Source organism: Streptomyces lydicus (genome assembly GCF_004125265.1).
GTDB classification, from domain to species: Bacteria; Actinomycetota; Actinomycetes; order Streptomycetales; family Streptomycetaceae; genus Streptomyces; species Streptomyces lydicus_C.
The window spans coordinates 5023439-5048804 of record NZ_RDTE01000003.1; the positions used below are offsets into that span (position 1 = coordinate 5023439).

Below are 25366 nucleotides of genomic sequence, written 5' to 3' on the forward strand. Positions count from 1 at the left end.
CCCCGCTGGTATTCAGCCACGCTGGGTCTCTCTGGCTGGCGTCTGGTGGCGCACTGCAGACCTATCGGGAGGAATCCCGCCATTGGCTCGTTCGGGCGCAGCGCGCTGAAGGCCCCATTGGGTAGCATGCCGGATGCTAATCGACTATGCGGGGGTGTCATGGCTGGGGCCAGGGACGAATTTTCTGTCCATCCGGAAGACATGAAGAGCGTTGCGCCGACATTTTCCAGAGAAACTGCAAACCTGGAAAAGGCGCTCAATGCTTTGAAGCATTCCTTGAGCAGCCTGGGTGAACCCTGGGGGGCGATGAACAGGGAAAGAAGTTCGGGCACTCCTACACGCCGAAACGTGACGAAATTGTCAAGGCAATTGGCGTTCTAGTGAAGGGCCTCGACAGCATTCATGACGGTCTGAATGCGCACGCCGAGAACCACGCTCACGCTGATCATCACACTGCGAGTACCTTCAAGCGCTGACCGACCACGAACACAGGGGGGATCCACGTGGGTGAGTCTGCCGCAGCAGAAATCGTCCGCAAAACCACAGGCATGTAGTGGCCAGATGCCGATTCCGACGGACTTCGCCAAGCTGCCGATGCATGGAGAGTCATGGCGACGGCCCTTGATGACGTCGCAGCGTCATGCAACAAGGCAGAAAAAAGCGTCGTAGAGGGGGCTCATGGAAAATCCATTGATGCCTTTGAGGCTTTCTGGCATCGCTACAAGAATGGCAGCAAGGGTTGGCTTCCGGAGACGGCTCACGCCTGTCGCCAGATGGCGAAGGCTCTGGACGACTTCGCTGACAAGGTCGATGAGGCCGTACACAAGCTGGAAGAGGAGGCAGCCCTCGTTGGCGCCACTCTGGTAGCCGGGACTGCCTTGGCGATCTTCACCGCCGGAATCTCTGAAGCTGCCGCTGGCGCGGCCACTGCCGGTATTATCGCTGCCGCCGAGTCCGTAGGAGTGGCTGTTTCAGAGACGGTCGCTTCCATCGCCGCAACTACCCTTACTGGCGCGGCATTCGGAGCCGTCGAATCTGTTGCCGTCGATGCTGCGGTAGCTCAGCCCATACGCATCTCCTTCGGGGACGGAGGGTTCAGCGGGACGGAACTGCTCACCGCGGCTGGGACCGGTGGCGCAGGAGGTGCCCTGGGTGCTGGCCTCGGCAGCGGCGCCCGTGCAGTTGGCCAGGCGGCGAGTGGAGCTGAGGGCGCATCGACCGTTCTGGCGGGTATCGGAAAGATTTCTACAGGCATGGACACCATGCCCGGTCGGATGGTTACCGGCGCTGCGCTAGGGGCCGGCCAAGGCGCTCTCTTCAACGGCGGTCACATCAACCCACTTGATGTGGCAACCGGTGCAATCGGGGGCGCGGCAGGCGGACGGCAATCGAGGAACCGGACCGTGGGTACAGAAGATTTTCTGCCATACTCCGGTTCCTCTGATCACATCGATTCCCCGCAATCCCCGAAGGCTGAAAGGACGTATGAGCGAATACGGCAGACCGAAGGGGATACGCATCGAATCTCGGAAAATACCGGAATTAAAAAGGATGTCCTTGATCGCATCAAGGGGCATATCTTTCATGATAAACATGAAGACGTGGTGGTAGATCGCGGAAAGAAGGCGACCGGCAGGTTTGCGCCGATGGATCACATTGCCGATCTATGGACGAAGGCTGAATCCGGCACGCTATCCGGAGAGGAAGCGGGGACTTTCAAGCGTTGGGCAGCTCACGAAGGTGTGGAGAGTGCACTGATGAGGGAGGGGATACCCTATCGGTCGGACGCGTTGGAAGCATACGACAACGAATTGGAGATGTACGACCCGTCGCCGGAACACTGGGGGGCTCACGATGTTGCACCCCATGAGTACGCGAAGAACCCGGATACCGGGGAAGATGAGCCCTTTAGGGCGTGGCCCAAAGTTGGACTTCCTAGGCCCGACTTGAAAATCGCCGACGATCTCTCCAACCTGGACGAGGTCATTGCCCTGATACGAAAAGGTAAGTCGATATGACTGGCACCTGTGTGAGCCGTCTGGCGCAGCGCATTATCGCCATCGATTGGAACAGCTCGGACGAGGATTTCCGAGAGAGGGTCAACTGTATGCGCGAGTTTTTGCGTCGCAGTGCCCGGTGGGCTCGACGGCTGGGGTCGCCCTTCTGGCCCTTCTTCGATGTGGCCGAGCAATTGAACCCAGCTATCCGGGCGTCTGCGCAGACGGTAGATGAGGTGTTGCAGAGTATCCCAATGCGGCCTTCGGCTGTCGCAGATACCTGCGTGTGGGCGCTCCACTTTGCCGCTCTGCGTGACGCGGGTGAGGTCCCTTCCGATCTTCCCGACCCCTACGAGACGCTCATTGATATGTACGAACTCGGGGGTGGATTTTCCCTCGACGGAACAGGGGCTGTCGAGATCGATCTGCGGACCATGCCCCTCAAAAAGCCTGAGGACTGGATTGACCGGCCGCCGTTCATCTGAGAAGAGTGTCGACGGTGCGCTTGACTGAGCCTCCTGAGCGTCCTCCAGTGCCCCTCTGCTGGGGCCGCCCAATCGACGGGCGGCCCCCGTCGGGCGGCGCCTCACCGCTCCGGACGCCAATAGAGATGGCCTTCGAGGGAATCAGTCCTCTGCCTGATCCCGCTCAGCGCCGACTGGCCACACCCTGATGTTCCAGATTCTTGGACCTGGGGCCAAGGCCGATCGAAGCCGGATCGGTATCTGCCGGAAGGTCCTCGGGTTTCGGATCGCGGATGTGGACAGTGCCCTTGGCGGTGACGAAAAGCCCTTGTGCGGGAGCCTTCACGTCGGCAAGGTGTTGCAGGTCATCCTTGGCTTTCTTGAGCTCACCATAAACGTCGGCCAGAATTCCGTGTATGCCCTTGGCCTCAACCCCGGCGGCATCAAAATCTTTGTGGCACATGGCCAGCTTCATCCGGGCCACCTGTACGGTCATCATCGGAGAGGTCCGCTCAGCCGCATTGAACGGCTTCTCCACGTGATCCGTGAAAGAGGTGAGTAACCCTTTCATGCGGGTCGGCATATCGGCCCAGCGCTCCACTGCCTCCCTGAGATTTCGCAGTTCCAGGTGGTAGAGCTGTTCATAGGTAGGCATGGACAATCCCCCGTGCGTTCAATAAGTGATCAAGGTGGCGCTGTCAGGCAGAATGCAGGCGGTGGGGTTCACCCAAAGGGTGACCGTCTGCCCATGTCTGCGTTCTGAACGACCGAAGTATTCTCCGTCTCGGTGGAGGAGTAGTTCGCCGCGGTTTCTTTGCACTGGCTGCCCAACGTCACGCAGATAGCCTGCAGCCCCGAGGACTGCTTGGACCACGTTTCGGCAACGTCGGCCAATGCCTTTCCCAGTCCCCCTCCCAGTTGCTCCCGCCGAAATCCTTGGCGGCGGCCAGGGTCTCATCAACCGGTCGGTGTCCGACTGCCTTCGTTTCGCCCGCCACCTCGGTCGCGCCCGCGCCGGCCTTGCTTAACGACTTGGGATTCCCTATTTCTGTGTCTTCGAATTTCACTGCTATCCCCTGTGTTCTCCCTGCCGGACCGGCAGCGTGAGTCGTTCCGTTCTGATCATGGACCCTAACAGTCATAAGTCCGCTGGCCGCCGTAGATTTCAGCCGAAACATCGCATGCTGATCAGTGGTGTTCATTGCCTCGATCGCGGCATTTTTTATGACTGATCCGCGTTGTGGTCAAGGGGGCTTGCCTCGACCGGTCCACCGCCGTACGAGGCTGAAATCCGAGGTGCTGTGGAACGACGCCAATCCTTGACCGTGATGCGTAGGACGGCTTGTTGTCGGACGGCGTCAGCTTTCTGTCGCTCCCGTATGGCCCAGGATTGCCGCGGCGAGTGGCTTCAGTACGGCGGGCGGCAGTGCGTGTCCCATTCCCGGGATCTCGACGAGGGACGCGCCGCGGACGCACTGTGCGAGGTGCTGGGGGTGTGGCGGTGGGAAGACCGGGTCGGCGGGGGCGCAGATGACGAGTGCCGGCACCTCGTTTTCGGCGAGCTGATCCGTGCGGAGCATCCCGTCGTGTGCCGCGCGGCCGTGTGCGGTGCTCGTCCGGTAGTGCCCGGTGTGGTCGATGACGCGCTGTGCAAGCGTACGGAAAGAGTCGGCGTCGAAAGGGAGTTGGCCACCGGCGAGTACCCGACAGTGTTCGATCTGGCGCTGCACCTCGGCCGCCTGGCCGTGATCCTCGACCGGGCGGGCCCACAGCTCCAGGAGCTCGGGCGCGATGCCCGGCAGCTCGTCGACCGGGACCGTGCCGCCGTCAGGGCGGGTGTACGGGGTGCTGCTGAGGGCGTTGGTGCTGATGAGAGTGGCGCTGAGCAGTCGGTCGGGGTGGTCGGCGAGCACCATCTGGGCCAGCATGCCGCCCAATGACATGCCGACGATATGAGCCCGGCCGATACCCAGCCCGTCCAGGACCGCGATCACGTCGTCCGCGAGATCGGCGATCCGGTAGGGCTGCTCCTCGAAGGGCCAGGTCGAGCGGCCGGTGTCGCGGTGGTCGTAGCGGATGACCCGGTGGTGCGCGGCAAGCGCATCCACCAGTGGCTCCGGCCAGCCGATGCCGCTCGCCTGCGCGCCCATGAGCAGCAGCAAGGGGTCCGCATCGTCGGCACCGCGCTGCTCGGTCCACAGGCGGATGCCGGGGGCGGCGTCGATGAACTGCTGCATGGGGCTGTCCTCCAGGAGGGGAGCGGCGCAAGGGCATCGCGTCCGGATTTGCGTGCAGGCGTTCCTGATGTGCGGGCGCGTCAGCATTTGACGGCGCGACGATACGTATCGTCTCGCTATGGCGGGAACGTGTCAAGGGGGGGAGGCCGGGGGTCGAAGATCGTAAACTTACTTTGCAGTAAAGGGGCGGGACGGAGGGACATCCAGGGTGGGAGCTGTGAAGAGCAAGCGGGTGCCGCGCGCGGTCCGGGAGCAGCAGATGCTGGACGCCGCGGTGCTGACGTTCGCACGGCGTGGTTATGCGGCGGCCTCGATGGACGAGATCGCCGAGGTGGCGGGGGTCTCCAAGCCTCTGGTCTACCTCTACCTGAATTCGAAGGAAGACCTGTTCAGCGCGGTGATCCGGCGGGAGTCGGAGGCGCTGGTGGCGGCCGTGACGGCGGCCGTCGAGCTGGGGGCGACGGCTGACCGGCAGCTGTGGAGCGGTCTGCGCGGGTTCTTCGCGCACACCGCCGAGTACCCGGACGGCTGGGCCGTACTCCATCAGCAGGCACGGACGCACGGTGAGCCCTTTGCGCGCGAAGTGGCCGTGGTGCGGGCGGAGATCGTCGCACGTGTGACGGAGCTGATCGGTGCGGCCGCAAAGGAGGCGGGATGCGCCGGCGAGCTGGCCGAACGGGAGGTCGCCGGCCTTGCCCATGCCCTGGTCGGCGCGGCCGAGTCCCTTGCCGGGTGGGCCAACGCCCGTATGGATGAAGGGCCTTCGGGGGAGCGTGAGCATCCGTCGGCGAGGGACACGGCGGCCACGATGATGAACTTCGTCTGGGCGGGCCTCGGCCGGCTGATGGAGGGCGAACGGTGGGCGCCCGGCGGGCTCATCGGTCAGCAGGGGCGGTCGACGGTCGGGGGGTGAGGGGGGTGCCTTACCTGTCTGCTTGCTTGCCTCTTGATTGCCGGCCTTACTGGCCTGCCTCGCTGACCGACGCGGCTCGCCGGCCGGGCCATGGATCCGGCCCGGGCGCAGAGTTGGGGTGGCGGCGCGGGCTGCGGCAGACCGGGACGGTCAGGGGCGAGGCGGACGAAAAGCCGGTCCAGGGGCGGCCGACGGGGTGCGGGCGAAGAGCCGGCCCGGGGCTGCCGATGTGGCGGCCGGAGGGGCGACCGGGCCCGGAATTGCAGAGATCAAGGGAGTTACGGCCATTGGCCAACTCCCGGTCCTCGCGTAGATTTACTTCGAAGTAAGGTTACTGTCAGGTCAGAAGCTGGGGCGAGGATGTGTTCCACGGATTCCCCCGCCGGGGGCGAGCCTTCCGCCATCGGCTGTTATCGCCGTTCCCGCGCCGCCGTAACGCCCCCTGCGCCAGCGGGTGTCCGGACCTGAGGTCCGCAATGCCAGGATGACGCCCGGTAGTCCGGCAGTCCGGTAGTCCGAAGCCCGCTCTTACAGACAGGCCGGGCGCGGGGCAGGGCACGGCGCGGGCTTCGTCCGCCGCTGCCCGGTGGGGCGATCCCTTCACTTCTCTTCCCCTCCCGACCCCGCGGTGCCGGTGGCCCCGGCCGGCTGTGGCCGGGGACCCGCCATGGCCCAGCGCGGCCCCGCGGACGGCCCTTGAGCGATCCCGCCGCCCTGCATGCATGCCCCCCATGAGCAGCCCGCCGACGAGTCCCTCCGAACCCTCGCATTCGCCCCTTCGCCCCTCCCCGCACTCCACAGGAGAAACGAGGACCCGCTCGTGTCCAACCAGGAAAGTGCACCCCCCGCCTCACCCGCCGCCCACCCGGCCGACACCCCCACTGCCCCCACAGCCCCCGCCGGCTCCACCACCCCCTTCGCCCCAGCAGCCCCCACCGCCCCACACCCCGCCCCCACCCTCGTAGAACCACAAAAAACCCTGGTGGACGGCACGGTCCGCGAGGTCTACGTCCCGGCACTGGCCCCGCCGGTCCACAGCGGCTCGCTCGGCGACCTCCCCTTCCTCAACGCGGTCGAGGCGCCCGCCGACATCGTCCTGGCGCGTAAGCAGCCCAGCGGCACCTGGCGCGACATCACCGCGGCGGAGTTCGCCGTCGAGGTGCGCGCGGTCGCCAAGGGCCTGATCGCGCACGGCCTCCGCCCGGGGGACCGGCTCGCGATCATGGCCCGTACGACCTACGAGTGGACCCTCATCGACTTCGCCGCCTGGGCGGCCGGCCTGGTCACCGTCCCCCTCTACCCGACGTCCTCCGCCCGTCAGGCGCAAGGGATCCTGCACGACTCCGGCGCCCGCGCCTGCGTCGTGGAGAACGTCGAGGAAACCCGCCTGATCAGCGGTGTGCGCGCCGAACTTCCGGGCCTAGACCACCTCTGGCAGTTCAACACCGGCGCCGTCGCCCAGCTCGTCGCCGAGGGCCGCGCCCTGCCGGACTCGGTGGTGGACGAGCGCCGGGCCACCACCGGCCCCTACGACCTCGCGACACTCATCTACACCTCGGGCACCACCGGCCGCCCCAAGGGCTGTGCCCTCACCCACGCCAACTTCTTCGCCGAGGTCGACAACACCGTCGAACTCCTCCACCCCGTCTTCAAGTCGGTCAGCGAGGAGCCCGCCTCCACGCTCCTCTTCCTGCCCCTGTCACACGTTTTCGGCCGGATGGTCGCCGTCGGCTGCCTGCGCGCCCGGGTCCGCCTCGGCCATGCCCCCAGCCTCCAGACCGACGACCTGCTGACCGACCTGGCGGGCTTCCGGCCGACCTTCCTCCTCGGCATCCCGTACGTCCTGGAGAAGGTCTACAACACGGGCCGGGCCACCGCGGAGAAGACGGGCCGCGCCGCCTCCTTCGACCGTGCGGCACGTATCGCCCGCTCCTACGGCGAGGCGGTGGAGGCCAAGGAGCACGGGACGGGCTCCGGGCCCGGTGTCGCGCTCAAGGCTGCCCGCAAGTTCTACGACCCGCTCGTCTACCGCCGTATCCGCGCGGCCCTCGGCGGCAAGGTCCGCTACATCCTCAGCGGCGGCTCGCCCCTCGGCCACCGCCTCGCCGCCTTCTACACCGGCGCCGGCATCGAGATCTTCGAGGGCTACGGCCTGACGGAGACGACGGCCGCGACGACCGTCACTCCGCCCCTGCGCCCCCGTTCCGGCACGGTCGGCTGGCCGCTGCCCGGCACCGCGGTACGCATCGCCGAGGACGGCGAGATCCTGGTCCGCGGCGGCCATGTCTTCTCCGGCTACTGGGACGCGGCCCTCGGCGCGGCCCGTCCCGTCACCGACCAGGGCTGGCTGGCCACCGGCGACCTCGGTGCCCTCGACGCCGACGGCTACCTCACCATCACCGGCCGTAAGAAGGAGATCCTGGTGACCACGGGCGGCAAGAACGTCGCCCCGGCCCCTCTGGAGGACCGTCTCCGCTCGCACCCCCTGGTCGGCCAGTGCCTGGTCATCGGCGACAACCGTCCCTACATCACCGCCCTGGTCACTCTGGAGCCGGACGGCCTCGCCCACTGGTGCCAGATGCACAAGAAGCAGAATCTGCCGCTGGAGCGCCTGGTCCACGACGAGACCCTGCTCGCCGACCTCCAGCGCGCCGTCGACGACGCCAACGAACTGGTCTCCCGGGCCGAATCCATTCGCCGGTTCGCCGTCCTCCCGGTGGATTTCACCGAAGAAACCGGGCATCTCACCCCATCCCTGAAGCTCCGCCGCGCCGCCGTCACCCGTGATTTCGCCAAAGACATAGCGGGCCTTTACGAAAGCAGGTGACCCCTGCTCTGGAGCCCGAGCCCTCGGCGCGTCAAACTGGAACCCCGTGTCACCTCTGTGGGGGAGGTGGCGCGGGGTCTGAGGCATGCGCCCGCGGCGCTATGCCCCGCCGAGATCGCACCAGACGGTCTTGCGGCCCTCTTCTCGCCGTACGCCCCACCGCAGCGAGACGGCATCCAGCAGCGCCAGGCCCCGCCCGTATTCGTCGTCGCCGCGCGCCCGCAGCAGTACGGGCAGCGCCCGCGCGTCGGAATCGGTGACCTCCACCCGGGTGCGGCCGCCTGCCCGGCGGCTGATGCGGACGACGACCGGGGTGCCCTCCCCGACATGCCGGATCACGTTCCCCACTATTTCGCTGACACAGAGCTGGACATCGGCACACGGGCCGCCCAGGTAGTCGTGCACGGTGCGCCGGAGCAGGGGCACTTCCTTGGGCAGGGCGATCAGCTCCAGCGTGAGCGGCGCGGACGGCGGTGTCACCGCGTCGCCGCCTTGCGAAGCGCCTCGGCCAGCTTGCGGGCGGTCGTCGTATTGCAGTTACCGAGCGCAACGAGCGGCACCGCGTAACTGCCGGCGAACCCCGGCAGGTCGATCCCCAGGGACGGCAGCGTGATCCCGTTGTCCTTGAGCGCGCTACGCAGCAGCTCGGTGCACTCGTGCACGTCGTCGTGGTGGTGATGCTGGATATGGCTGGGCATGTCCGTACGCCTTCCTGTGCGCATGGTGACGATGTACTCACAGAGTGACGTCGCGGGGCGTAGCGTGGAAGGGGTTCAGAACCCACTGCGCGAACCGTGGAACGGTGAACCATGCCCGCACGCAAAGACGTTGACGGATCGGCGAGCGTCCCCGCCTTTTACGGTGCCGAGCTGCGCTGGAAGCGGGAAGCGGCGGGCTTCACTCTTCAGGAGACTGCCCACGGCAGCTTCTTCGGGCCGAGCTACCTGAGCGAGATCGAGCGCGCCAAGCGACGGATGCCGCTGGAACTGGCCCGGCATGTGGACCGGGTGCTGGAGACCGATGGGTTCTTCGAGCGGCGATGTGAGGACGTACGGAAGGCGAGGCAGGGGGCGCACGCCGAGTATTTCGCTCCGATTGCGGAGGCGGAGACGCGGGCTCGGGTCATTGAACGGTGGAGCAATGCGCTCATCCCCGGTCTGCTGCAGACCGGGGCTTACGCGCGGGCGGTCATTCACTCCACGCACCCCCTCGATCTACCCGAGGAGGTCGACGCGAAGGTCCGGGCTCGGTTGCAGCGAGCCAAGCTCTTCGACGCTCCGAAGAAGCTGGAGTACTGGGTCATCCTGCACGAGTCTCTGGTGCGAGGCCCGGATCCGCTTCTGCCGCCTTCGGAGATGGCCGAACAGCTCGACCAGATCGCCGCCTTGGTGCGGCGCCGCCGCGTCTTTCCACAGGTCCTGCCGTGTAATGCCCCGACTCGCCCCTTCATGGAACTGTCGCTCATGTTCATGGAGTTCGATGACGAGCCGCCGCTGATGTACACGGAGGGGCCCTACCACGGCCAGACCATCGACGATCCGGCCCTCGTGCACCAGTACCGGAAGGCATACGATCGGCTCAGGGCCGCCGCACTGCCACCGGAGGCGTCCCTCGCCATCATCGAAGAAGCGGCTGAGGACTACCGAAATGGCCAGCAGAACCCTTGACTTGAGTGCCGCATGTTGGCGGAAGAGCAGCTATAGCAATGGCGACGGCGGCGAATGCCTGGAGGTCGCCGACGACTTCCGCGGCCTCGTCCCCGTCCGGGACTCCAAGGCGCCGGAAGGTCCGGTCCTCATCGTCCGCGCCGGCACCTGGAGCCGCTTCGTCACGGCCGTGAAAGCCGACACGCTCGGCGCCTGAAGGTACGCCCCGGCCACGAGCCCTGACCTCACCCGCACGGGTTTCACCTTCACGTCGGGGGCAGGGCTACAGCCGTCTGCATCTCACACGAGTTGCACCAGAACGCCCACCCGTTGGCGTCCACGGACCGCGACCCGCACGCCAGGCACGGGTCGCCCACAAAGCTGGCCGCCACCCACGCGCCGGCCATCGCCGCACGACGCCCCGCGGTCGCGCACTCATCCGCATAGCAGGGGATGCACAACCCGCCCTGCTGACCGGGCAGTTTCATCGACCGTATTCCGCAGGTCGCGCACGGAAGCCGCCCGACGTACTGCGCGTCCAGGCCGACCGGCTTGCCGTTCCTCTCGAAGGCCGCCACGCCTGCCTCCGCCTCCTCTACGCCAGGACGGTTCCGGTGCCACCGCACCCGGAACACTGCGTGGTGACCGCATCGCCCATCGGCGTCTCCCACTCCACGGTGCCTTGGCCGCCACAGTCGGGACAGGGCTTCTGTGGGGGCATGTCCTCGCTCATCTTGCCCAAGATAGGCCGCTCCATGTTGTCATGTGAGCACTTTCCGTGATCACTTCGTCATGAGAGCGCGGGCGGGAGGGAGCTCATGACGAGCCCCGCTGCACATCCAGTCCCGCTACCTCGATGGCGCTGTCCAGAGGCTAATCAGGCTTCTTGGCCCTGAAGCACGCGGACTCGACCGTGACTTCGATCAGGGGGGGTCTGTTTCCGTATTTCCGCTCGTCGTGCAACCTGATGTCGACGGAGAACTCACCCCCTTCGTGATTCGCGACGATCTGCGGAGCCTTGGACGGGCTACCGTCGTGACCGTCTTTGACGATCTTCCAGCTATGCTTGGGGAGGTCGCCCCTGAGTCGGTCCATGGCCATTCGCATGTCGTCGACGGGGGCGTCATACACGCTCCAGGGATGAACGGCCCTGTGCACGTTCCCCCCGGGATGCCCCGAGCACGGCGTGTCGTAGGAGCCCGGATCGGTGACCTTGGCCTTCAGGCCGATGAGGTCCCGAATCTCACGGGAGGTCTTCTCAGTTCCGTCCATTACCTTCTCAATTTCACGCGCCTTCAGGTTGCCGTCGTCCATTTTCGAACATCCCGTCAGTAAAGCGCATGCGAAGATGACGTGTGCCGCCATCGAAATTCGTTTATTCATGCTCGACCAGATCGTAATTTTCGGTGGTGACGGCGGCCTGGTTTCGGAGGCTCAGTGAGCCCTCATTCCAGAATTCGCCGTGACCTCCTGCGTCGCTCTTCATAATATTTCCGCCGAATTTAACATCCGTGGGAATGGTCCGGTCGCCACCGAGACCCACATTCTTACCGCCCTCGCGGACGATCCAGTCACTCCAATCACCACCCATCGCCCACATATGCTTGGGGTCGATGCCGAGGTCTGCGGCGTGGGCCGCCTGCATGCCGGGGCTGCCGGCGACCATGACATCGTCGGCAGGCAACGACGTCCCGTTCCAGCTCGCGGTCTTGGCCGTATCGCCGATCAGCGTGCTGCCGTAGCTGTGTCCCATGACAGTGGTGTGGCCGTGGCTTCCCGTCGCGTACTGATGGGCCGATCTGTTGCCTTCGAGGTATTCGAGCAGTCGTGGCGCACCCTTTTCCGCGAACTTGTCCTGTGGGGCCTCCGTGAAAATGCTGTCCGGGGCATCGTAGTCGAGCCAGGTAATCGTGGATACCTTCTGTCCCGGTGCTAGGCGACTGCTCTGCTTCCAGAGGTTTTCGCTGCGCTTGAGGTCAGAAGGTGTGTCGCCGTCGTCCTCGCCGATTATTGAGATGTCCGACTTGGTGCCAGGGACGTATATGGAGGTGTGGTGGGCTGTGTCGGGATTTCCGTTGGCGAGAATCACTCGTCCGTTGCCCTCACCGTCCGGGTCGAAGCCCAGGAGATATGCCTCCGGGAGACCTCGATGCCCCGTCCGGTCGAAGCGGTCCTGAATGGACTGTATTCCCTTCAGCTTCCCCTCCAGGCGCTCCTTCTCGTGATGCCAGTCCAGCCATTTCTGGCTGTATTTCATATCGCCGCGGGCTCCGACGCTCTCGAACTCGGGTGGCTCCGATTTGTTGATCGCAGCCAGCCTCATCTCGTACTGGCCACGAGTCTCCGCGAGGACCGTACGGTTGGCCTCGTCGCGAGCATCGGCGGGCAGGCCGTTCATCGCTCCGATGCTCGCGGGATGCAGGGAAATGTAGGCGTCCCGTTCATCCGCGGACAGGTGCTTCCACCACTCCGCGTTGTCCTCCGGGGCGCCGTGCTGGGGCGGTTCCTTGATGCTGTCCAGGTAGCGCTCGGCGCCGTCGTTCACACCGCCCGTGTCCTTCTTGGCGTCGACCCAGTCCGCGGCGGAGACCGTCAGATCGTCGTCAGCCTTGAGGCTCCGTAATTTGGGAGCCCACTTCTCGTCGGCGGTCGTGGCCTCTTCGAGGGCTGCGGTGATGCGGTCGGCGTAGGCCTGTGCCCGCGCGAAGTGGGGATTGGGATCGAAGTTGGCCGCCTGCCGGTTGAGCGCCTTGGCGGTCTCGTCCGTGACACCGTTCGCCGTGCCGCCCGGCGGGGTCTTGCCCCGGTACTCGTCGCCTGCTGCCGGGTAGGTGACCGACCCGTCCTTCTCCACGGTGAATTTCTCGCCCTCCGCATCCGCGACCGCCGCATCGAGCTTCTTTTTGGCGGTCTGCAGGTCGGCGGCAAGGGCGCTGAGGGCGGTGCTGATGACACCGCACTCCACCTGGGTGTAGTGGAAGTCCTGGGCCAGTGCGCGGAGTTGTGTGAGAGCGGCCTCCGCGGCCGCGCCGGAGAGCGATTCCCGTAACTTGGCGTTGATGCGCTGCTCAAGCGCGTCTTTGGCGGAGCTCGCCGTATGGCTGACGGCACGGTATCCGTCCGCGGCGTCCTCGAACTCGGACGTCTTGAGGTTCTTGAGCGTCGAGAAGTCCATGGCTCAGGTCACTTCCCCTGCTGCCGGCCACCGACAGCGGGGGTGTCCTCGTACTGCTGGGAGAGCTTGCTGAACGAGCCCTTGACGGCTGCGTCCTTCCCGTACAGCTCGCCGCCCGCCTTCTCCATCCGAGCCTGGATCGCGCCGCACCGGCCGCTCAGGGCCTCCAGGTACCGCTTCCAGGAGCGGTGGACATCCTGCTGTGCCGCAGCGCTCTGCACGCCACTGCCGCCGGTGCCCAGTCCCTGCTGCCCTTCTTCCAGCTTCGCCAGGGCCTTTTTGATGTCGCCGCGTAACGACTGGACCTCGCGCCCCGCCGTGGTCCACACGGATCGCTTGGACTTCAAGTCGCCGGATCCGCCATCCGAACCGCCTCGCCCAGCGTCCCCGTCGGCGCTCGCGAGCCGTAATCCGCGCCCTTCGCCGGCCTCCCGCTTGAGCGCGGCCCATTCTTCGTCCCAAGACACAGCGTCCCCCGTCATCCTCGCTGGCTGTATGGCTGGAAATCCTACGGCGATGGACCCTGCGGGACCTGAGTACGGCTACTTATGAGCCATGAGGTCGAGCCGGATGGCTGCCACCCTGAGGATGAACAGCGCTGCCACGGCCTTGCGTTCGCCTGCTGTGACGTTGCGGATGGCGTCATCCGCTCTCGTGGCTGGGGTCCCTGCTGCGAGAAGCGCTCTCATGTCGACGACGTGGAAGGCCGAAAGGTGGCGTTGTTGCCGAGGCGCTGCCCTTACCGATGGCGGGTATTTGAGTACAGATACTCACGCACTGTCCTCACTTCCCCTGTTAACTTCACACCCGCGCGTGAGGCCGACGCACACATGGCTTGTCAGGGGGCGGAGTGACGTTCGAAGCGGAGTGGGCTGAACTCAAACGGGAGAGTTCTGCCCGTACGAGCCTGGCCGGCGCAGGCGGAGAAGGCTGGAACTCGGACGGCGATACAGGGGATCTTCGTTCGTCCCGCCAGGCCTGGAGCGGAGGTGCGCATGCCGTAGGGTCCGTCCGGGAAAACCTGAAGAGCGCTCTGCGTGCGTTGGAGAGCAGGCACGATGTCGGGGGGAGCGGCGGCAGTGAAGCCGAGGGCCTGCGGAGTGCTGCTTCGCATCTCAGCGCCTATCAGTCATGGCAGCGGCGGCTTGATCTGGTGAGCCGTGAGTGCGACGAGTTGAAGGACAAGCTGCAGAAAACCGGTGACGCCTTCTACAAGACCGACGCAGCGATCGGCGAAGCCTTCCATGAACAGAAGACCGTGCCGGTGAAGAGGCCGGGCGCCGGCTCGCACGGCCGGGGGGAATCCTGATGGTGAGCATTGCGCAGCTGCGGAAGATCAAGCCTTCGGAGTTAGAGGAGGCTGCGGACGGGTGGCACAAGGTCAGCAGCGCCGCCGGCGATGCCAAGCATCGGGTGGACAACGAGATCGTCGGTCGGCTGCAGCGCGATCTGGCAGGCAAGGCCCCTACCGCTGCGCTGGACCGGCTGCGGCGGCTGAGCCGCAACTTCCACTACACCCAGGTGGAGACCGGCCTGATCCGTACCGCATTGAGCGGCCTGGCTTCGGAATTACGCGCGGCACAACGAAAGTTGAATGACGCAATAGCCGATGCTGAGGCGGAAAAGTTCACAGTCAAGCCGGATGGCACGGTCCACTGGGTGTCTCAGAGCGTAAAGATGCCTTTCAATCCCGAGCAGACCGCTTGGGCGGGTGGCCCGAGGGGGGTTCTCGCATTCGATCCGCAACAGGCCAAGGCGCAGGCATACGCCGACCGAATCGGGGCTGCCCTCACGGATGCCACCAAGGCCGATGACCACTACTCCCGGACTCTCGACCGGCTCAAGGCGGACAACGACATCGAAGTCACCGACTCGGACTGGGCCGATGCGCAGCGCGACACGAGCGCCCTCCGGAGGTCCTCAGGAAAGTATCTGCAGCGCGACGACATCCCCAAGGGCAAGTTTCCCGCGGAGAATGCCAGGTGGTGGCAGGGGCTTTCATCAGAAGAACAGGATGAGTACTCCTCTCTGTTTCCATCTGAGATCGGGGCTTTGGACGGCCTGCCCGCCACCGTCCGAGATGACGCGAACCGAACCGTCTTGGACGAGAGCCAGGCACGCATGCGGCTGGAGCTGGACCGCCTAGGGCCTGAGCCGCCGGAGTATGACCCCGGGGACGGGAGCTCCGGTCCGTACGTCAGCAAGAAATGGGAGGATTGGCACAAGAAGCGTGACTTCCTCAAGGCCCAGCTCGGTGGCATGGAGGCTATTCAGAAACGCTTCGAGCAGACCGGGTTCGAGGGTCTTCCGCCTGCCTACCTCCTCGGTTTCGATGCCGACGGGAAAGGGCGAGCGATCATCGCTACGGGAAACCCTGACGCCGCCAAGCACACCGCGGTCTACGTACCGGGTACCGGGGCAAGGCTGGCAGGCGCAGAAGGCGATATTGCCCGGATGACTGATCTTTGGTACGACAGTCAGCAGTTCGCGGGTGGGGGCGACTTGTCCACGATTACCTGGATCGGGTACGACGCCCCTCGTAGCGCCTTTCCTGGTGACAAGGGCGACGCGGTACCCGAAGCATCATCAGTGGACTGGGCAAATGGTGCGGCCCCTCATTTGAACCGCTTCATGGAGGGGTTGCACACGGCACAAGGAGGTTCGGGTGCCAGCCATACCACGCTGATCGGTCACAGCTATGGTTCAACTGTCATCGGTGATGCCTCGCTCGGAGGCCGAATGGCCACGGACGACATCCTGGTCGCCGGCAGCCCCGGAATGCTGGTTCCCGAAGCAGAAGACCTCGGAATCGGCAAGGAACATGTTTGGTCGGAGGCCGCATCACCCGACAAGGACCCGGTTCCCCTGGGAGGGAAGATCGCCGGCCTGGGCGGCTGGAAGTGGGGAGCGCAGTACTGGCATGGCCTCCCATACTCTTACGGCCCCCAGGAAGTCGTGCCGTCGGACGAGGCGTTCGGAGCTCACCGCATGTCCACGGATTCACCGGACCACGGCGGATATTGGAAGCGCGGCTCGGCCAGCCTGTGGAATCAGGCAGCTGTTGCCACGGGGAACTATGACAGGGTCAAATATGACTAGCCTGCGTACGGCGGGATCGCGTCACCGCCTCCGCTCCTTTCCGCGGCTTTTTGCGGTAGTCACCGCGCTCTTGGCCATCACGATGACGGGATGTTCCGGCATGCACGACGATCGGGATGAGGCTCCTGTGCGAGATGTCCCCCTCGCTGAAGAAGACGGCAGGAGCCTCTCCAGTGAGATTTACGCCATGATGGGACTGAAGAACGCCAAGATTACTAAGCCAGGCCCTCATGCTGCTTTGTGCGAAGAGGGAGACCCTGAGCGTTACTACATGGTCCGTCATGCCTGGGCAGTTCATGGCGTCCCTTTCAAGGACTTGGAACAGGCAATGGAACGGCTGAAGAAGGAGATGCCCGAAAAGGGCTGGAATATTGTCAAGTATGGCCCGGATTCCAGCCCTGCCAAGACTCTGGAGCTCATGGCAGATTCAACGGAGAAGAAGTTCTCGGTGGCTGTCCATCTCCTCGATGAGAGGAAAAAGAGTCGAGAATCCCGGATCGCTGTAAGCCTGGTGTCCACTTGCTTTGAGGTCCCCGCCGGGAAAACTGTCACGGAGCGGTGACCCGGTCGTCGAGCATGATGATGGCGCGCCCGCATTCAGCAGATTCGTTGATGGCCTCAAGGCGTCACACGAATCAGGGGCCGGCGGGCACCTCGCTGTGTTCGGACTACGCAGAGCTTTCAGAATCAGGCAGCTGTTGTCCTTGGGTAGTACGAAGAGGTGAAGCGTGCCCGTTAACGCCATCTCGCTTCGGTTGAAGCGTGCCAAGTGTTTTTTCTCCGTGCTGCCCGTGGGAGCCTGGGTAATATTGGCAGGATGTTCAAGCGTGAAAGATTCCGGGAGTGACCCTGGACCTGTGCCGGATGTTCGCAGCATCTCTGAAGCGAGGGGAGGGGCGCGGGAGATCTCAAGTTCCGTTCTCGATGTGATCGACCTGAAAGGCGAGATAAGTAAACCTGGTCCGGGAGTTTCGCCCTGCGGAGACAAGGGTGCGGGTAAGTTCTATACGATCCATCATCCCTGGTCTGTTAGTGGCGTTCCGGTCGAGGAGATGAAGAAGGCCATGGAGCGCCTCAGGAAGAGCCTCCCGGGGAAGGGGTGGAAGATTGTCAGTTACGGCCCTGACGCAAGTCCCAGCAAGAGTCTTGAGCTCGTGGCTGACTCCACGAAAAAGAAGTTCTCCATCAGCATCCGGCTCCTTGACCGGACCAAGCGAGCCAACCCCGGTTCGCTCAAAGCGCTCATTTCTGTGGACCTGACTTCGGCGTGCTTCCAGGTGCCGAAGGGCAAGGTTGTGGACGGGTACTGATCGCCCGGCCTGTGATCGGCAGCCCACTCGCCGCAAACGGGCCAACCACCGGGCGGACGTGCAGCGGCGGCACCTCATCGGTACCCGAGCGCTTCATTGGAGCCGCGCGCGGCCAAATCCATCTGAGGCCATGCTTCCGGGTTTTGCTCTCGAATTGCAGTTGGGGTGGGCGTACATGCGCTGTACGCCCACCCCGAGTCACCTGAGCTGCTGATCGCTACTGGAAGAACCCGGCAGCCCGGCGGTCCGTTGCCCGGTAGTCCGCGCTGCCCGAACGGATCTTGGTTGCGACCTCGTGCAGGGTGCTCTGGATGTGGCTGGCCCGGGCGTTCCACTGGCGTTCTGCGGCCTGGAATGCCTGGTGGGCCTCGCCTTCCCAGGAGTTGGAGACGCGCTTGACCGCGCCCCAGATCCTGTCGAGTTCGGCTTGCAGTTCCTTGGCGGAACGCTCGATGTCGGCGGCGGTCTGCTCTACCGCGCCGTAGGTCACCCTGAGGTTCTCGTCGCCGGCCATTTCTCCCCCACTGGTGGTGGCTGATCGGTGGATGTCGCTTTACCGGAAGCCTGCTCCTGAGGTGTAGGCACAGGTGCAGGCGCGGGTGTTCAGTAGTTGCTGATGCCGCTGGCGGAGCCGGTGTTGAGCTGGCCGCCGGGGGCGGCGCCGTTGACGTCGATGCCGCGGAAGCTGGAAAGCACCTCGGAGTCGTTGGACTGGCTGGTGGTGCCGGTCTGGGCGATCGCGTCGTTGATGCCGTCGAGCATGCGGCGCAGGGCGGCGTGGTCCTCGTTGAGGGCGTTCTGGGCCTGCTTGAAGGCGCTGGCGCCCTGGCCGGTCCATGCCGACTCGACTGCGGAGATGGCGTTGACCAGCGTCCGCAGCTGGGACGACATCGCCTGACTGCCGCTCTGGATCTCGTTCTTGAGCTTTTCGATCTCCGCATAGGTAAGTGCGGTATTGCCTGCCATGATCCACCTTCCCCCATGAGTGGGTTACCGAAGAGCTGAGTGAGAGGTCTTGGTGTTCAGCTCGGATTGTTGGCCGCATCTTGAAAGATGCGGGTTTCTGCGCCGGCTGCTCGTGGCGTGGGCAGCCGGAGGTCTGGTTGCTGTGTGGTTCTGGTTTCTCTGTGGTGTTCGCCGCCCGTTGCGTCCGCGATGAGGTCCGTCATTGCGTCCGCCGGCGTCGGACGATGATCAGTCCGCCGGCTGCCAGGGCCGCGACTGCTGCGGTCAGTCCGGCGGCGAGGGGCCAGGGCAGTGAGTTGTCCGGGGTGCCGGCGGGCTTCTGGGGGGCGTCGGCTGCTGAGTTGTCTGACCTTGACTGCGGGGTTTTGGGCGGAGTGGTGGTTCCGCGGGCGGCAAGCAGCGGGTTGATGTCGGCGGGGCCGGGGTCGCCCTCCTTGTCCAGGAGCACCTTTCGGGGGCGGACGATGCCGTAGCCGAGGTATTTGCTGGGGACCTTGCCGTCCTCCGGTTTGCCGGCGGTCTCCATCATGACCCGCAGGACCTGGTTGTTCGTCCAGGTGGGGTGGGCGGACCAGATCAGGGCGGCGGAGGCTGAGGCGATGGCGGTGGCTTGGCTGGTGCCCTGGGCGATGCAGTTCACCAGTTTTTCAGTGCAACGGGTCGGAATGCTGGCACCTGGCGCCGCCAGCGCCACCTGTGCCCCGTGGGTCGAGAACTTCGTAGCGTTCAGTTTTTTGTCCACGGCCCCGACGCCGACGACACCGGGGGTGATGGCGGGGTAGGAAGGGGAGTTTCCCCTGTCGCCGTCATTTCCTGGGGCGGCGAAGATCAGACTCCCCTTCTTGTTGGCGTAGAAAACCGCTGACTGCAATACAGCCCCGGCCTCTTCACCGGCCTGTCCGCCCTGGGAGATGTTGATGACCTTCGCACCGTGATCCGCCGAATAACGGATGGCCTTGGCCATGCGGGAAGTCCAGTTCCCGTTGATGCTCCTGACGGGGAGGATTTTTGATCCAGGTGCCAGCCCCCAAGCACCGCTTCCGCTTCGCCTGCCGGCGATGATCATCGCCATGCTCGTGCCGTGGCCCTCACTGTCGTAGTTCGGTCCGCGCCCCTCGCCGGAGAAGTCTTTGCCCGGTAGCAGTTGGCCGCGCAGCTCAGGTACCGAGCTGTCCACACCGCTGTCGATCACTGCAACAGTGACGCCTTCACCCGTGCTGGTCCTCCAGATGCGTTCAGCCTGCATGGCATCCAGGTACCACTGGCGAGATCGCATGTCTGCTGCAGCAGCCGTCGGTGGGAGCACTCCGAGGCACGTTGCTAAGAGGCAGATGAACGCAGCCGATCGCAGCTGGTTCTTCCACCGCACTCGATATTCCATACGAGTCACGGTGCGGTGCCCTCCTGTCTGTTGCACGACAAGGCCAGGTTTATTCGATCACTGGAGGAAAAACGGGTGGATGCTGCGGCGCCCAGGTTTCGTCGTCTTCTCGGAGGTAATCCGGCCGATGGGCGGCGGAGCTCTTCCTGTTGTTGTTTGCCAGGGGCCCTGACGGGCGGATCACGCCGCTGGAAGGAGTGCTCCGCGTCAAGCCCGATCCACCAGACGTAAAGTCCCCCGACCGGCCACGCGCGGCCTGTGTTTGCGCAGCACCCGTGCCCCTCGCAGACGCTGAGCCATGACCTGTGGCGGACGGGAGCCCATGCCCGGCTCCTGCTGGATTATCAGCACCTTTTACGGAGTCGCGCATCCCAGGGCCTAGTTCACCACCCACTGGTCGACCGGGCCCCGTGCCCACGGTTCCTCCGGGCTCATAGGCCAGGCGACGGCCCGGCACGCCGTGCGTTTTCCCCCTTATGCCGGAGCTGGCGCTTCCTGGGTAGCCTCCACTGGTCACGCCCTGCGACATCGAACTGCGGCCCGCGCCTGTGGTTGATCCGCGGGGTTTGTCCGCGACCTCTCCGTACGGAGCGACCGGATGCTCACCGAAGCTTCCGGGCCCCATTCCGGTTGCTCCGTTCTCAGTGGGAGCACCCCTCTTGGGGCCGATCGGCCGGGGCGGGACGGTTCCGGGTTCTGTCCCCATGACGGTCCCTCCTGGCAGTCGTGGGTGGCGTCCAGCTTCGGTATTACCAGGTCGGGCCGTTCCGCCGATGATGCCGTCTTCCGTGGCACTTCCATGCTGTCTCCGCGGTGTACCGGACTGACCAGAAACCCGCTTCGGTTGTCCTGACGCGCTTCCGTGCCCAGTGGGAGCCTTTACTCCACCAGGAATCGGCGCAGGGCCGGGCGCGGCAGGGCCAGGAGAGTCCCCGGGGCTGCCGGGCGTTGGCGGAACCGCTTCGCCGTGGTGCCGTCGTGATTCGGGAACAGTGACGGGCGGAGCGGAGTCGACCGAGGTTCCGACCTGCTGGCCCTGTTGCTCACCACTCGAAGTCGGTTGGGGCGAGGGGGTGTGCGTACTACCGCTGTCGTGACGTGAACTAGCGGAGCCTGCTCCGCCTCCTCCGTTGACAGCCCTGCTGCCGGTCTGCTGATCCAAGACGTAAAAGTCGTCACCAAAGCGTCCGTCCGTGGGCTTCGGATCCGGCACAAACCCAGAAGCCGGCCGGAAGTTGGGCGCCTCCTGTTGGGCGATTTTTGCCTGGGCTGTGCGGTAGTAAGACGCCAGCCGGTTCATTTCGGCCAGAGCTTCTTCCCTGGCGGGGTCTTTGGTGAGGGCGGTGACGCCGTTGGGTTTTGCGTTGTTGGTCTCTACGAAATTCCGCAGTTCGGGAGGGCGGGGCATCAGTTTGGCCTGGCCCAGGGCGGTTGCGGCATCGGTCATTGCTTCGCCGGTGTTCTTGGCGTAGTGGCCCAGTTTGCGGCTTTCCGTGGCGGTGGCTTTGGTCCAGTCGTCGAAAGCCTGGGCGCCCTCGCCTTTCCAGTGGGCATGGGTCTGTTGGGCGTATGCCTCGAGGTCATCGGTGATTCTGGCGATCTCTTTGCCGGCGTCGACCAGGTCGGCTCCCATGGCGACGATCAGCAGGTGGTCGCCGTCGGCCACCATGTCGTAGAGGGCCTGGTGGGATGCGTTCTCGAAGTTGGTGCAGCCCTGAATGCCTAAGTCGGCGGTGTTGCCTGCCATGTCCGTTCCCCCTTGCCTCAGATGCCGTCGGAGCCCGCGGACCGGCCGTCGCCCAGTTCCCGACCGGCGGTGCCGGTGGTGCCGGCGGGCTGGTGCGGGGGCTGTGGTGCCTTGTAGAGGCCCTGGGTACGACGTTGGATCGCGGCCAGGCGGTTCCGGACGTCGGCATCCACCGCCTCGTAGTCCCGGCCGATGAACTCGGTTCCGAGGCTCAGTGCCTCGATCTGGTCGCCGAACACTTTGGAGAAAGTTTCGAGTTGGGACAACACTTTTTCGTAGGTGTCCGCGAGGCCCTGCGCTTCGACGAATCCCTGGCCGAAGGACGACGGGGCAATCTTGCGATGGCTGAGCGCACGGTGATCCGCATTTGATCCCTTGAGCTGGTCCAGCAGGTCGTCCACGCGCTGTTTCAGCTTCTTCAGCTCCTGGGGATCGACGTCGAACGACCCGCCTCCGGTGCCGGCGCCCGCCCCGTTCACCTGCATGCGTGTGTTCTCGTCGGACCCCATAGTGACTCCCCCGTAAGTCAGAAACTTCAGGAGTCACTGTAGTCACCGCCTCTGACAGTGAACGGTGGTGTTCGGCGGGTACCGTTCAGAATTCGCCAATGGCGCGCGCCTTCACCGGGAGCCCGGCGGGAAGGCAGCGGCAGCCGGCTTTCCCGGTCAGATGGCCTAATTCCGGGGAAACCTGAGTACGGCTACTCATTGACTTGTCCCGCGGCGGGCGCGGCGGGTGCCGCGGAACCCGCCGTGCGGCTGCGGAGGTCCCGTCGGACGACCGCCACTCCCACGATGACCGCGACCGCAACGCCCCCTGCCCCCACTCCGTATGTCGCATATCGCTCCCTCCGGTCCTGCGGAGTCTCACCGTCCACCGGGGTGACCGGGTCCGGGAGCGCGGCGCGGGGCGGGCCGTCGTCCGCGCTCGGGTGGTCGAGGGGGTGGTCGTCCTCGGTCAGGGCGCGTACCGGGTCGACGACGCCCCAGCCCACGAAGCTGTCGCGGCCGTTGACGGAGCGCTCGGCGGTCTGCTCGATCTGGGCGACGATCTGGGACTCCTTCCAGTCGCGGTGCTCGGCCCGCAGGAGGGCCGCGATGCCGGCGACATAGGGAGCCGAGAAGCTGGTGCCGTTGTCGACGCACTGGCCGCCCTTGGGGACGGTGGAGACCATGTCCACCCCGGGAGCGGCGACGCCGATGAAGTCGCCGCTCTGGGAGAAGGCGGCGCGCTCGTTGTTGCGGTCGGAGGAGGCGACGGCCAGGACGCCCGGGTACGAGGCCGGGTAGGTCTTCTTGAGGCGGCCGTCGACGCCGTCGTTGCCGGCCGAGGCCACCACGACGATGTTCTTCCGCCGTGCCTCGCGGACCGCCTGGGCGAGGCGGGAGTCCGCCGGGACGGGCTGTGTCGTGTCCTGGGAGATATTGATGATGTCGGCCCCCGCGGCCACGGCCGCTTCGATGGCCGCGGTCAGCGTGCCGACGTTGCCGGTGCCCTTCTCGTCGTTCTGGCGGAGGGGGATGACGGTGGCCTCGGGGGCCAGGCCGACGAAGCCGGTGCCGGGGCGCGGGCGGGCCGCGATGATGCCCGCGACCTTGGTGCCGTGGCCGACCGGGTCGTAGGTGCCGTCCTTGGGCGCCCGGGGGTCCGCGCCGTCGCCCTTGCCGAGGAAGTCCCGGCCGGACGTGGCCTCGACGGCGTCGGTGAGCTGCGGGTTGGTGCGGTCGACGCCCGTGTCGATCACCGCGACCCGGACCGGCCGGCCGTGTGCGTCACGGCCCTTGGTGTGCTGCCACAGGCGGTCGAAGACGATCCGCTGCAGGGCCCACGGCCGCTCCTTGATCTGCTGCTTCATGGGGAAGGTGCAGGCGCCGTTGCCTTCCGGTACCGGAGTGGTGTCCTCCGTTCCTGCCGCCGTCGCAGGGGCGGCGGCCAGCGCCACGAGCAGCGCGCCCGTGCCCCAGGCCGCGGTTGTCTTCCTCCGCACCGTGGTGACTCCGTTTCCCTACGAGCCCTGGGGCTGCCGTGCGGCGTTGGTGTCGAGCCGGGGGCCCATCGGCAGGAACTGCGACCAGTTCACCGGGACGCGCACGGGCTCGATGTCCTTGTAGCCCAGCAGCAGCTGCGCCCGGTGGGTCGCCTGCTGCTGCGCGGCCCGGCTCTGCCCGGTGTCCTCGGCGTCCGCACCGATGCCGGAGGGCTTCGCACTGCTGTCGTTGTTCGTCTGTACGCCGTACCGCAGGCCGGTGTCCGTGACCAGGAAGGTCAGTCCCGAGGGCTCGTGCCCCGCCTGGATCTGCTGGTAGAGCAGGCCGGTTCCGGGCGTCACATAGGCGCTGGTCCCGCCGCCCGGGAGCGGCTGGGGGTAGTCCGTCCCGGCCCAGGTGCCGAGCCGGGTGACGCCGGCCGGGGACACCGACCGCAGCACGCTGCAGACCGTGTCCCGCCCGCCCGGTGCCGCGGCGGTATTGGCCTGCACGGCGGCCTGCTGCGGCCACTTCTTCTCCGCGAAGAGGTTCCCGCTGCTCGGGGTGAAGGACTGTGCGTCCACCTCCGTGGGCTCGTTGTGCTGCTGGAGCCGGCCGGTCTGCGGGGAGAAGAGCAGCAGCCGTGCGACGAAGTCCGACACCGGCCGGACCTCGCCGGGCAGCACGACGTACTGCTGCGCTCCGGAGCCCGTCGTGGCGCGGAGCACCATGCCGACCTGGTCCGCGTGGGCGTCCAGGCCCTTGATGCCGGCCCGCCGGCCGACGGACCGCGGAAGGCCGGGGAAGCCGACCGGTGTGCCGTCGTGGAAGGTGGCCAGCCAGTCCTTGGTGACCTGCTGGGGCTGCCGGCTCCCCACCAGCGCCCGCAGCAGCAGCTCGGATTCCTTGCCGGAGCCGCCGCCGTCGATGCGGTACTTGGTGCCCCGGGGGTCGATCAGATAGCGGGCGCCCTGCGCGCCGGTCTCCTGGACGTAGAGCACCTGGCCGCCGCGCAGCCGGCCCGGCCCCTCCACCTTGTGCTCGTCGCGGGCGGCGAAGAGGAACGTGGCCTTCTGCACGGCCCTGCCGTTGCTGCCCGGCTGCTCGCACACCGCCCAGCGCTTGCTCTTCTGCGCTTCCGGGGCCTCGGGGATGCGGTCCGGGGCGTACGGGATGCCCAGGGTCGGGCCGTGCGGGATCTTCCCGCTGTCGAGTTCGTGCTCATCGACCTTGAGGACGTCGGCCTGTTCGGTCTTCAGCAGCAGCCGGGCGGAGGCCATGTTGAGGACGGGGTGCAGCTGCGGCTTGCCGTCCGTGGTGAGCACGACGTAGAGGGTGGCCGACTGGCTGCCCAGGAGGACGTGTTCGCCCGGCGTGTTCCAGCCCTTGGGGGCCTGCGGCCGGAACATGCCCCAGGCACCGAAGCCCGCGAGCACGAGCGCGGCGACGACCAGGCCGGGAAGCACGGCGCGCAGCGGATTCGGGGCCCCCTCGTCGGTACGGTCGGGGGAGGGCTGCAGGAAGGCCGCCACGAGCCGTTTCTTGGCGAAGGTGTAGCCGTTGAGCTCGTCCCGCCGTGATGCCATGGTGCTGAGTTCCCCCTGAGACCGTTACCCGAGTGCCGGCCGTGTGCGCGC

General features: G+C 65.7%; 24 protein-coding genes. 11 read left to right on the plus strand and 13 right to left on the minus strand.

What is annotated here, in order from left to right; all coding sequences use genetic code 11:
* Nucleotides 1-608: 608 nt before the first annotated feature.
* Together D9V36_RS24525 and D9V36_RS24530 are read left to right on the plus strand one after the other, a co-directional pair.
* Nucleotides 609-2018: a hypothetical protein gene (locus D9V36_RS24525; protein WP_129295666.1), complete on the plus strand. Its 1410-nt coding sequence runs from the start codon at nucleotides 609-611 to the stop codon at nucleotides 2016-2018.
* Nucleotides 2015-2482: a hypothetical protein gene (locus D9V36_RS24530; protein WP_129295667.1), complete on the plus strand. Its 468-nt coding sequence runs from the start codon at nucleotides 2015-2017 to the stop codon at nucleotides 2480-2482. Before D9V36_RS24525 ends, D9V36_RS24530 begins: the two co-directional genes overlap by 4 nt.
* A gap of 163 nt (nucleotides 2483-2645) precedes the next feature.
* On the opposite strand, the gene D9V36_RS24535 is transcribed toward D9V36_RS24530, so the two are convergent.
* A complete protein-coding gene (locus tag D9V36_RS24535) occupies nucleotides 2646-3116 on the minus strand; it encodes a hypothetical protein (RefSeq protein ID WP_129295668.1) in 471 nt (156 codons plus the stop codon).
* 703 nt (nucleotides 3117-3819) lie between these two features.
* Nucleotides 3820-4698 (minus strand): alpha/beta fold hydrolase, encoded by an 879-nt coding sequence (locus D9V36_RS24540; protein WP_129295669.1) that lies wholly within the window; start codon nucleotides 4696-4698, stop codon nucleotides 3820-3822.
* Nucleotides 4699-4906: 208 nt separating this feature from the next.
* Between D9V36_RS24540 and D9V36_RS24545 the strand changes: the two genes are divergently transcribed.
* Nucleotides 4907-5611, plus strand: a complete 705-nt coding sequence (locus D9V36_RS24545; protein ID WP_129295670.1) for a TetR/AcrR family transcriptional regulator — start codon at nucleotides 4907-4909, stop codon at nucleotides 5609-5611.
* 979 nt (nucleotides 5612-6590) lie between these two features.
* Nucleotides 6591-8438, plus strand: a complete 1848-nt coding sequence (locus D9V36_RS24550) for an AMP-dependent synthetase/ligase (RefSeq protein WP_129298661.1) — start codon at nucleotides 6591-6593, stop codon at nucleotides 8436-8438.
* 99 nt (nucleotides 8439-8537) lie between these two features.
* Here the strand turns inward: D9V36_RS24550 and D9V36_RS24555 are convergent, their stop codons facing one another.
* Both D9V36_RS24555 and D9V36_RS24560 read right to left on the minus strand, forming a co-directional pair.
* A complete protein-coding gene (locus tag D9V36_RS24555; protein ID WP_129295671.1) occupies nucleotides 8538-8918 on the minus strand; it encodes an ATP-binding protein in 381 nt (126 codons plus the stop codon).
* Nucleotides 8915-9160, minus strand: coding sequence for a hypothetical protein (locus D9V36_RS24560; RefSeq protein ID WP_241721017.1), 246 nt, complete (start codon nucleotides 9158-9160; stop codon nucleotides 8915-8917). The genes D9V36_RS24555 and D9V36_RS24560 overlap by 4 nt, the downstream gene beginning before the upstream one ends.
* An 87-nt stretch (nucleotides 9161-9247) precedes the next feature.
* Here D9V36_RS24560 and D9V36_RS24565 point away from each other — a divergent pair, with 87 nt between their 5' ends.
* Together D9V36_RS24565 and D9V36_RS24570 are read left to right on the plus strand one after the other, a co-directional pair.
* On the plus strand, nucleotides 9248-10105 hold the full coding sequence (locus D9V36_RS24565; protein WP_129295672.1) for a helix-turn-helix domain-containing protein: 858 nt from the start codon (nucleotides 9248-9250) through the stop codon (nucleotides 10103-10105).
* Nucleotides 10086-10301 (plus strand): DUF397 domain-containing protein, encoded by a 216-nt coding sequence (locus D9V36_RS24570; RefSeq protein WP_129295673.1) that lies wholly within the window; start codon nucleotides 10086-10088, stop codon nucleotides 10299-10301. The genes D9V36_RS24565 and D9V36_RS24570 overlap by 20 nt, the downstream gene beginning before the upstream one ends.
* A gap of 656 nt (nucleotides 10302-10957) precedes the next feature.
* On the opposite strand, the gene D9V36_RS24580 is transcribed toward D9V36_RS24570, so the two are convergent.
* The 3 genes from D9V36_RS24580 to D9V36_RS24590 form a co-directional block, all read right to left on the minus strand.
* A complete protein-coding gene (locus D9V36_RS24580; protein WP_129295675.1) occupies nucleotides 10958-11398 on the minus strand; it encodes a hypothetical protein in 441 nt (146 codons plus the stop codon).
* Nucleotides 11399-11459: 61 nt separating this feature from the next.
* A complete protein-coding gene (locus tag D9V36_RS24585; protein WP_129295676.1) occupies nucleotides 11460-13259 on the minus strand; it encodes an alpha/beta hydrolase in 1800 nt (599 codons plus the stop codon).
* A gap of 8 nt (nucleotides 13260-13267) precedes the next feature.
* The gene (locus D9V36_RS24590; RefSeq protein WP_241721018.1) at nucleotides 13268-13606 is read right to left on the minus strand and encodes a hypothetical protein; all 339 of its coding nucleotides are present in this window, start codon (nucleotides 13604-13606) and stop codon (nucleotides 13268-13270) included.
* A 503-nt stretch (nucleotides 13607-14109) separates the two neighbouring features.
* Between D9V36_RS24590 and D9V36_RS24595 the strand changes: the two genes are divergently transcribed.
* From D9V36_RS24595 to D9V36_RS24610, 4 genes are all read left to right on the plus strand, one after another.
* On the plus strand, nucleotides 14110-14568 hold the full coding sequence (locus tag D9V36_RS24595) for a hypothetical protein (protein ID WP_129295678.1): 459 nt from the start codon (nucleotides 14110-14112) through the stop codon (nucleotides 14566-14568).
* Nucleotides 14568-16358 carry an alpha/beta hydrolase gene (locus D9V36_RS24600; protein WP_129295679.1) on the plus strand — a complete coding sequence of 597 codons (1791 nt, stop codon included), beginning with the start codon at nucleotides 14568-14570 and terminating at the stop codon, nucleotides 16356-16358. Before D9V36_RS24595 ends, D9V36_RS24600 begins: the two co-directional genes overlap by 1 nt.
* 100 nt (nucleotides 16359-16458) lie before the next feature.
* A complete protein-coding gene (locus D9V36_RS24605; RefSeq protein ID WP_129295680.1) occupies nucleotides 16459-16920 on the plus strand; it encodes a hypothetical protein in 462 nt (153 codons plus the stop codon).
* Nucleotides 16921-17215: 295 nt separating this feature from the next.
* Entirely contained in the window at nucleotides 17216-17668 is a 453-nt protein-coding gene (locus tag D9V36_RS24610; RefSeq protein ID WP_129295681.1) for a hypothetical protein, read from the plus strand.
* Nucleotides 17669-17885: 217 nt separating this feature from the next.
* Here the strand turns inward: D9V36_RS24610 and D9V36_RS24615 are convergent, their stop codons facing one another.
* The 3 genes from D9V36_RS24615 to mycP (D9V36_RS24625) all read right to left on the minus strand — a co-directional run bounded on the left by D9V36_RS24615 (nucleotide 17886) and on the right by mycP (D9V36_RS24625) (nucleotide 19910).
* Nucleotides 17886-18182 carry a WXG100 family type VII secretion target gene (locus D9V36_RS24615; RefSeq protein ID WP_093492380.1) on the minus strand — a complete coding sequence of 99 codons (297 nt, stop codon included), beginning with the start codon at nucleotides 18180-18182 and terminating at the stop codon, nucleotides 17886-17888.
* 89 nt (nucleotides 18183-18271) lie between these two features.
* On the minus strand, nucleotides 18272-18634 hold the full coding sequence (locus tag D9V36_RS24620) for a WXG100 family type VII secretion target (protein ID WP_129295682.1): 363 nt from the start codon (nucleotides 18632-18634) through the stop codon (nucleotides 18272-18274).
* A gap of 199 nt (nucleotides 18635-18833) precedes the next feature.
* Nucleotides 18834-19910: a type VII secretion-associated serine protease mycosin gene (mycP, locus tag D9V36_RS24625; protein ID WP_164993025.1), complete on the minus strand. Its 1077-nt coding sequence runs from the start codon at nucleotides 19908-19910 to the stop codon at nucleotides 18834-18836.
* A gap of 1354 nt (nucleotides 19911-21264) precedes the next feature.
* Here mycP (D9V36_RS24625) and D9V36_RS24630 point away from each other — a divergent pair.
* Nucleotides 21265-21741, plus strand: a complete 477-nt coding sequence (locus D9V36_RS24630; RefSeq protein WP_129295684.1) for a hypothetical protein — start codon at nucleotides 21265-21267, stop codon at nucleotides 21739-21741.
* Nucleotides 21742-21779: 38 nt separating this feature from the next.
* Here D9V36_RS24630 and D9V36_RS24635 read toward each other — a convergent pair whose 3' ends face one another.
* From D9V36_RS24635 to eccB, 3 genes are all read right to left on the minus strand, one after another.
* Entirely contained in the window at nucleotides 21780-22271 is a 492-nt protein-coding gene (locus D9V36_RS24635) for a hypothetical protein (RefSeq protein ID WP_129295685.1), read from the minus strand.
* A gap of 191 nt (nucleotides 22272-22462) precedes the next feature.
* The gene (mycP, locus tag D9V36_RS24640) at nucleotides 22463-23617 is read right to left on the minus strand and encodes a type VII secretion-associated serine protease mycosin (RefSeq protein ID WP_129298663.1); all 1155 of its coding nucleotides are present in this window, start codon (nucleotides 23615-23617) and stop codon (nucleotides 22463-22465) included.
* Nucleotides 23618-23767: 150 nt separating this feature from the next.
* Nucleotides 23768-25315: a type VII secretion protein EccB gene (gene eccB / locus D9V36_RS24645; protein ID WP_129295686.1), complete on the minus strand. Its 1548-nt coding sequence runs from the start codon at nucleotides 25313-25315 to the stop codon at nucleotides 23768-23770.
* Nucleotides 25316-25366 lie beyond the last annotated feature (51 nt).

Coding starts and splice junctions, on each gene's coding strand:
- D9V36_RS24525 (WP_129295666.1), top strand. CDS start 609: ATGGCGACGGCCCTTGATGACGTCGCAGCGTCATGCAACAAGGCAGAA.
- D9V36_RS24530 (WP_129295667.1), top strand. CDS start 2,015: ATGACTGGCACCTGTGTGAGCCGTCTGGCGCAGCGCATTATCGCCATC.
- D9V36_RS24535 (WP_129295668.1), bottom strand. CDS start 3,116: ATGCCTACCTATGAACAGCTCTACCACCTGGAACTGCGAAATCTCAGG.
- D9V36_RS24540 (WP_129295669.1), bottom strand. CDS start 4,698: ATGCAGCAGTTCATCGACGCCGCCCCCGGCATCCGCCTGTGGACCGAG.
- D9V36_RS24560 (WP_241721017.1), bottom strand. CDS start 9,160: ATGCGCACAGGAAGGCGTACGGACATGCCCAGCCATATCCAGCATCAC.
- D9V36_RS24565 (WP_129295672.1), top strand. CDS start 9,248: ATGCCCGCACGCAAAGACGTTGACGGATCGGCGAGCGTCCCCGCCTTT.
- D9V36_RS24570 (WP_129295673.1), top strand. CDS start 10,086: ATGGCCAGCAGAACCCTTGACTTGAGTGCCGCATGTTGGCGGAAGAGC.
- D9V36_RS24580 (WP_129295675.1), bottom strand. CDS start 11,398: ATGGACGACGGCAACCTGAAGGCGCGTGAAATTGAGAAGGTAATGGAC.
- D9V36_RS24585 (WP_129295676.1), bottom strand. CDS start 13,259: ATGGACTTCTCGACGCTCAAGAACCTCAAGACGTCCGAGTTCGAGGAC.
- D9V36_RS24600 (WP_129295679.1), top strand. CDS start 14,568: ATGGTGAGCATTGCGCAGCTGCGGAAGATCAAGCCTTCGGAGTTAGAG.
- D9V36_RS24605 (WP_129295680.1), top strand. CDS start 16,459: ATGCACGACGATCGGGATGAGGCTCCTGTGCGAGATGTCCCCCTCGCT.
- D9V36_RS24615 (WP_093492380.1), bottom strand. CDS start 18,182: ATGGCCGGCGACGAGAACCTCAGGGTGACCTACGGCGCGGTAGAGCAG.
- D9V36_RS24620 (WP_129295682.1), bottom strand. CDS start 18,634: ATGGCAGGCAATACCGCACTTACCTATGCGGAGATCGAAAAGCTCAAG.
- mycP (WP_164993025.1), bottom strand. CDS start 19,910: ATGCGATCTCGCCAGTGGTACCTGGATGCCATGCAGGCTGAACGCATC.
- D9V36_RS24635 (WP_129295685.1), bottom strand. CDS start 22,271: ATGGGGTCCGACGAGAACACACGCATGCAGGTGAACGGGGCGGGCGCC.
- mycP (WP_129298663.1), bottom strand. CDS start 23,617: ATGAAGCAGCAGATCAAGGAGCGGCCGTGGGCCCTGCAGCGGATCGTC.
- eccB (WP_129295686.1), bottom strand. CDS start 25,315: ATGGCATCACGGCGGGACGAGCTCAACGGCTACACCTTCGCCAAGAAA.